This window comes from Protofrankia sp. Cr1, from assembly GCF_963555865.1.
Lineage (GTDB): Bacteria > Actinomycetota > Actinomycetes > Frankiales > Frankiaceae > Protofrankia.
In genome coordinates this window covers 1-5,746 of the sequence record NZ_CAUVXO010000280.1, presented here as the reverse complement: position 1 = coordinate 5,746, position 5,746 = coordinate 1, and the positions used below count along the sequence as shown (strand labels likewise).

Here is a 5,746-nt window from a genome sequence, read left to right as displayed (position 1 = left end):
GTACAGCATCGACGCGGCGGGGACCTCGTGTGGATGCCGTGCGGGGCGCAGGCATGGCGGCCGCTTCCGCGAGGTCGGCGACCTGATCAAGGTCGGTGGCCGGAATTTTGATCACCATCTGTACCTCCTGATTCTCATGGTTGACGTGGACGGCGAGTTGCGTGATCTCGTAGAGGCGTCGCTGCAACGCCTCGGGCGCCTGGCCGAGCGTGAGCTGGAGCTTCGGTAGCGCGTCGAGGAGGGCGAGGCTGTCGGGTCCAGGTCGGTCTGGTTCAGCGTCGTCAGCCACATCAAGATCTTCGACCTTCGCAAGGGCGGCGGCTCGTCTCGAGTCGAGATCGTTGTAGCTGCGCCGTAGCCCCTGGGTGAAGGGATCGGCGGGGTCGCCGTCCTGAGCTTGCCGCAGGATGTTGTCCTGCTTGCTGGCAAGATCTTCGATCCGTCGTTGGAGCTTGCCTCTCGCGGCGGCCCGCTCCTGAGCGGCTCGATCATCAAAGGTCGCGAGTTCGGCGGTCAACAGCGCCACCCGGCGACGCCCGAACACCCGTTCCGCGTAGAAGTCCGGGACGGCGTTGAGGAGGACGTCCTCGCGGATCCGGACCGTCTTGGGGTGTCCGGCCAGTTTGTCTTCGCGTCCCCGGTTGTTCCCCTTCGGCCAGCAGATGTAGGAGACGGGAGCGCCGGGCCGGCTGATGTACCCGATCATGCACCGCCCGTAGGCGCAGAAAATCATGCCCCGGAAGACATAGGTGCGCCGGGCTGCGGGATGGGTGTTGAGGTCATTCCCCTCCCGGGAGCCCCGTCTGGTCTGGCGGTGGGCGTTGAACTCGTCGAACATCCATTTGGGGATCAAAGGTTCGTGGACGGGCTGGTCTGACCAGACCCATTTCTCCGGCCCGTTGACCGCCCCGTGCCGCGACCGGCTCGCGCGGCGGTTGAACACCTGGTAGCCGGTGTACTTCGGGTTACGCAGCAGATCGGACACGGTGGACTTGCCCCAGGCCCCGCGCGCCCGGTAGGCCCCGCCGACCTTGATCGGTTCGTTCCACGCCAGCAGCGCCACGCCGGCCTGTTCGAGCTGACGCTCGATCGAGAGGTTCTCGTACATCCGCCGGGCGATCCGCGACATCGACTCGCAGATCACCGCATCGAACCGGCAGTTCGGAAGCGCGCGACAATCACCCACGACTCCGGCAACGCGGACTTCGCCCGGTCCAGCTGGCGCATCAACGACTGGCGCGGGTCCTGCTGCTCCTCGGTCGAGGTCCGCCCGGCGAACGCGACCCGGACCTCCCGCTGCAACACCGCCAACGGCATCGCGAACGGCGACACCGCCAGATCCGACAACGCCCGCAGCGCCGGGCTCGCCGGATCCGCCGCCCGGCTCGCCGGACCGGGTCCCGCACGGCCCGGCCTGGCCGTCCGAGACGGTCGGCCAGGATCGTTCATGCTGCCTCCTCATCCGATCCACTGTTTCCGGTGGCCTCGCCAGCGGCCCAGAGCAGAAGATCCCGGATCACGTCCGCGAGTTCGGTCCGGATCCGGTCGTCTTCCGGGCCGGTGATCGTCTGGACCTCGCCGTGGAACACCCACCGCCGGGCTGGCCGTCCCGCCTGCCCTCCGACCGGGGTTGCAGCGCGACAACCCGCGCCTCCTCCCCCTCGGCCCGCTCCCCCACCAACCCGTGTGGGTCTTCGCCGGCCGGAGTGCCGCCCGCCGCGGCGGGCTGTTCGCTCTGGCCAGGATGGGCGGTGTCGCGCTGGGCGATCGGCCCGCCGCTGTCGTCGTCCGGGTTGCCGAGGGCAGCGGGGGCGCCGGCAACGGTCATAGAGCCGGCGGCCTCAAGGAGTCCGTGCCGCTCACCGTCGCCGAACGACTGCGGCCCGCGTGGGGATGGCCGAACTGCCTGTGATGATCACCGCGCGCCGCGCGGGCGGCCATCGGGTCGGCCGCCGGGCGGCCGGCGTCCACCCTGGCCGGCGCGCGATCCGTACGACGGCCGACGCATGTGTGTCAGCCCGGCCAGGAACGCCGCGGACGGGTCACCAAACGCAGCAGGAGCGCCGCGCCCGGCCTCAGCCAGCCGTTCGCGGATACAGAGAAACGTCTCGTCGGACATGGCTGGGGTCCTTTCCGGACGCCACGGATTCGGGCAGGCCAAAACACACCACATCGAGCACAGCGAAAAGCCAGCTCGATCTTCCAAATCACGCCCAGCAGAGATCGCTGGCAGCCAGCGACGGCACAGCGAACCCATGCAGCCAGGCCCGCCAACCCGGCGACCGGCCGCCCACCAGCGGCACACCCAGACCTGCCCAGCGGGACTCTGACCTGCGACGCTGCGACGCTTGCCAACAGGGCACAGGTAGCCGCCGGCAGGGTGCCAGCGGCCTGCATGGCAAAGGTCCCGACTGGCACCTCCCGAAAAATCTTGGAACGACTTCGCGCTCACCGCAAAGGCACCAACCACGACATGCCAGCGATCAATAGTCCAACCGGACTATTGATCGCTGGCAGCGAAAGCCAGGCACGCCCCCGCGCCGGCAAAGACCTGCCCAGCAGACGGGGCCTTCCCTTTCCAGCAGCGGCAACGCCTCGCCCTCAAGGACAGCCCACCGATACCCCAGTACCGCGCCGCCGAGCACCGCGCCGGCCAGACGGCGCCCCGTCTGAGGAGCTGCACCCTTGACACCGAAGCGATCGGCGGGCACACCTGCCCAAAGAACGGCGCCAGCGCCGCCCCGACCGTCCACCGGGACACAAACCGGCCCACACCGATCCGCCGACCCAGAGTCCGGACCCGGACCCGTCAGTAACCCGACCCATCCGCCCTCCGACCGGACACCAACCCGTCTGCGGCCCACGCGCGACCGGCGCGTCGCGTCGGCGGGAACCGGCCAGAGCAGCGAAGCCCAGCGGAACCGGACGGCACGGAGGTGGCGCCCCAGAACCAGCCGGAGAAAGGTGGGAAGGCGGGCGGGTAGATGCGAACCGGCGCGGGCGCGACCGGGCAGAGCCCAGCACGACCGGCGGAGCGGCTCAGCGGAGCCCAGCGCGACCAGCGGTGCAGGTGTCCCCAGCGGACCTGGATGTCATGGCCAGCAAGCTCTCCGACCTGCTCGGCTACCTCGCGTTCGACCTGGGCAACGAGGTGCCTTCTACGGCGATGCTCGATCCGGTAAGTCCTGGCGGAGGAGCGAGCGTAGCTGGTGTTCTGCCGCGTGGACGGCTGCGTCGACTGCGCCCATGTGGCTGGTGGGGAGGGTCCGCGCGCCGAGGAATGCAGCGGCCAGCAGTCCGGCGAGCTTGTCTTCCTCTTCGCCGGTCATCTGGCCGCGTACATGGGCGTGGCCGAGAACGTCGCGGGCGGCATAGGCATCGGAGGTGGCCACGTCGATGAGCGCTGCGCGCAGGTTCGTGGCGTGGCCTGTATCGGCGGTCAGGTCGAAGGCGGTCAGGTCGAAGGCGGTCAGCCCTAGGCGGACCCGGAACGCGGCGGTCATCGGGTCAGGCTGTCTCACCAGCGCGAGCGTCTCCTCCACCGTACGGTCCAGTCGGGCCGGGGAGCCCGGCTGAATGGCTTGGCGTAGAAGTGCGGCGACAGTGTTCTCCCAAGGTTCGGTCGGTATGGTGGAGTCGATCGTCGCGATGGCCTCGTCGGTGCGGCCTTCCTCCAGTAGGGACATGATTTTGATTTGGCGACCGTCCAGGAGCCGATTGCCGATACCTCGGTGGGCGGCCATGGCCTGGCTGGCTTCGGTCCAGCGGCCCTGTCGGGCGAGGGCTCTGGCGCCGTCGATGAGCAGAGTGATCCATAGTTCGGTACAGATCTTCTGGTGGTGGCCGGTGGTGAGGATCCACGGGGCGAGGTCGACGTCGCGGTCGCGGTGCGCCGCGGTGGCCATCCGGTAGCCGGGCTCGGGCGCATCGTTGCCGTAGTCGCGGTCCCACTCGGCGATCGCGCCCGAGACCTGTTCGGCGAGGGCGGCTGCGCCGTGGCCGTGACCGATGACGCCGATCTCCCAGTACCGGCCGATGCTGTCGTCTCCTTCGCGAACGGCCAGGTAGGCCAGACTGTCGCCGTCCAGGGCTGCCATGGAGCCCCAGCCGAAATGCGGGGTGAAGCCGGGTCGTCGGCCCGGCATTCGAGACAGGCCGTTGGGCAGGACACACGCCAGCCACAGGTAGACCCACTGCCAGGCTGACCCCTGCCGGAATCTCACGCCGGTGTAGACCTTGTGGGAAGGCTGGTCGAGGATCGTGCGCATCGCGTCACAGTCGACCTGCTGCTCGCTGAAGGTCTCCAGCCTGACATCGCCCTCTCCCTCGTGACGGATGAGGGTGTAGACATCGTCGCACACGCCCTTGCGCAGTGGCACGAACGATGCCATCTCGCACGAGACGATCTTCCAGGTGTTGTCGTCGGCGCGCTCGAAGGCGAAGCTGCGAGAGATGCTGCCGCGGATCCGCATCGGGATGACCAGTCGTCCGCCAGGGGCCAGCTGCTCCAGGACGCCCGAGGGGACATCGCCGGCACCCACGGTGAACTGTATTCGGTCGTAGGGGCCGTAGGCGGCGAGTCCCGCCGCCCCGTCGGCCATCAGCACCGACACGTTGTCCGCGCCTGACGCCGCGACGCGAGCGGTGGCGTGGCCGACGAGATCGTCATCGACGTCCACGGTCCACACATGCCCGCCCGGGGTGACTAGGCGGCCGAGGAGAGCGGCGTTGTAGCCGGTAGCGGCCCCGGCCTCCAGGATCTTGTGGCCGGGCCGCGCACCGAGCTGCTCCAGCTGGGTGGCCACGATGGACGGCGCGGAGATACAGGAGACCATCTCGTCGTGCTCGTCGCGCTTGATCGGCACAGCGTCGTCGATGTAGGCGATCTCGATATCGGCGTCAGGGATGAAGGTGTGCCGCTCGACGGCGCGGAAAGCCGCGATGATCTCGGGAGTGCGCAGATGGCCGGAAGTGGTGAGCGTGGTCACCAGGGCTTCGCGGCGCTCGGCGGGATCGGTGGTCGTGATGATGGCGGACTCCACGCGGTTGAGGTTATGGGCGGTGGGCGCGGTAACGCCGGTGAACACGGCGGTGGTCGTGTCGACGTCGAAGGATGCGTGGTGGCCGAGCCAGGCGAGTGCTGCCTGCTGGTGCGGCGAGGTGCCGACGCGGTTGAGCGCGAAGATCGCGTGGTGGGTGAGGACGGCGCGCAGCCCCCGCGTCAGGCGGCCGTCGGCGGCAAGCCGCGCCAGGTCGCGCCCGGCAGCGTGGAACGCGGCGACGCGCTCAGTCCAGCCGGGTTCTGTGGTATCCCGTTGCGCGGCGTCGGCGTGCATCAGCCGCCGCATCCCGGCGACCGCCACGGTGCGGCCAGCCGGGTCGGGTGGGTCGATCTGAGGGCGGAGCGCGGCCAGGCGCGCCCACACGTCCCCGATCTCGAAGGGGTCGAGGCCAGCGGCTCGGTACATCGTGGACAACAGCAGGACGCACCGTTCCCGTGCTCGCGGGTCGCCGGTCTCGGTGAGGGCGAGCGGGCTGTCTGCGCAGAAGAGGTCATGTGCCAGCACCATGCCGGCCGGGCCGCCGAATGCCTCGGTCTCGGGCTCGTACACGCCGCCGATCCAGAGCGCCGCAAGCTGGTCGGCGACGAGGTCGTCGAGGATCGCGTCAGCGGGGTGTACGGTGCGCAGCCGGAGCTTTCCCTCCTTACGCAAGAAGTGCCAACGCTGCCCTGCCAGCCTCTCCA

General features: G+C 69.2%; 4 protein-coding genes. 1 reads left to right on the top strand and 3 read right to left on the bottom strand.

All coding sequences use genetic code 11. The annotated features are described in order from the left end of the window. Together U9980_RS18910 and U9980_RS18905 are read right to left on the bottom strand one after the other, a co-directional pair. A partial coding sequence (locus U9980_RS18910; RefSeq protein WP_322769137.1) for a recombinase family protein occupies positions 1–1,144 on the bottom strand: 1,144 nt, incomplete at its 3' end. Further along, entirely contained in the window at positions 1,141–1,449 is a 309-nt protein-coding gene (locus U9980_RS18905) for a hypothetical protein (RefSeq protein ID WP_322769136.1), read from the bottom strand. The genes U9980_RS18905 and U9980_RS18910, both read right to left, overlap by 4 nt. Positions 1,450–1,630: 181 nt before the next feature. Here U9980_RS18905 and U9980_RS18900 point away from each other — a divergent pair, with 181 nt between their 5' ends. Next, entirely contained in the window at positions 1,631–1,912 is a 282-nt protein-coding gene (locus tag U9980_RS18900; protein ID WP_322769135.1) for a hypothetical protein, read from the top strand. A 1,246-nt stretch (positions 1,913–3,158) separates the two neighbouring features. Here U9980_RS18900 and fxlM read toward each other — a convergent pair. After that, positions 3,159–5,746, bottom strand: a 2,588-nt coding sequence (fxlM, locus tag U9980_RS18895) for a methyltransferase, FxLD system (protein WP_322769134.1), incomplete at its 5' end; no start/stop codon positions are given.